The organism is Mediterraneibacter sp. 210702-DFI.3.120 (genome assembly GCF_020561005.1).
In the GTDB taxonomy this organism is placed as follows: Bacteria; Bacillota; Clostridia; order Lachnospirales; family Lachnospiraceae; genus Mediterraneibacter; species Mediterraneibacter faecis.
Window position 1 is genome coordinate 1 of the sequence record NZ_JAJCNG010000102.1, and the last position, 282, is coordinate 282.

Consider the following 282-nt stretch of genomic DNA (forward strand, 5'->3'; position numbering starts at 1 on the left):
AGGACAATCCCGATTTACCAGCACCGATATAAACAGTCTTTGCGGTGTCGAAATCGTCAAACTTGCTTTCGTCAAAGTGGTAGCCCTCACTATTAGAAATAAATTCCTCTTTTTCGCATTTCTTCTTTATCTGCTCTATGGTAAAGAATGGCTTTTCGTTTTTATCATCAATGGCAATATCAAGCCTTGTGAAATGGAAGTTATCCAGTCCGTATCTTCGCTCACAACGTCGGAACATATCCCCAAAGGTATAATTCCTACTGTCGAGAATACGGAAAATAT

At 39.4% G+C, this 282-nt stretch carries 1 protein-coding gene; it reads right to left on the reverse strand.

Going from position 1 to position 282, the window contains the following annotated elements; all coding sequences use genetic code 11:
- A partial coding sequence (locus tag LI162_RS16125; RefSeq protein WP_255616258.1) for a replication initiation factor domain-containing protein occupies positions 1 to 282 on the reverse strand: 282 nt, incomplete at both ends.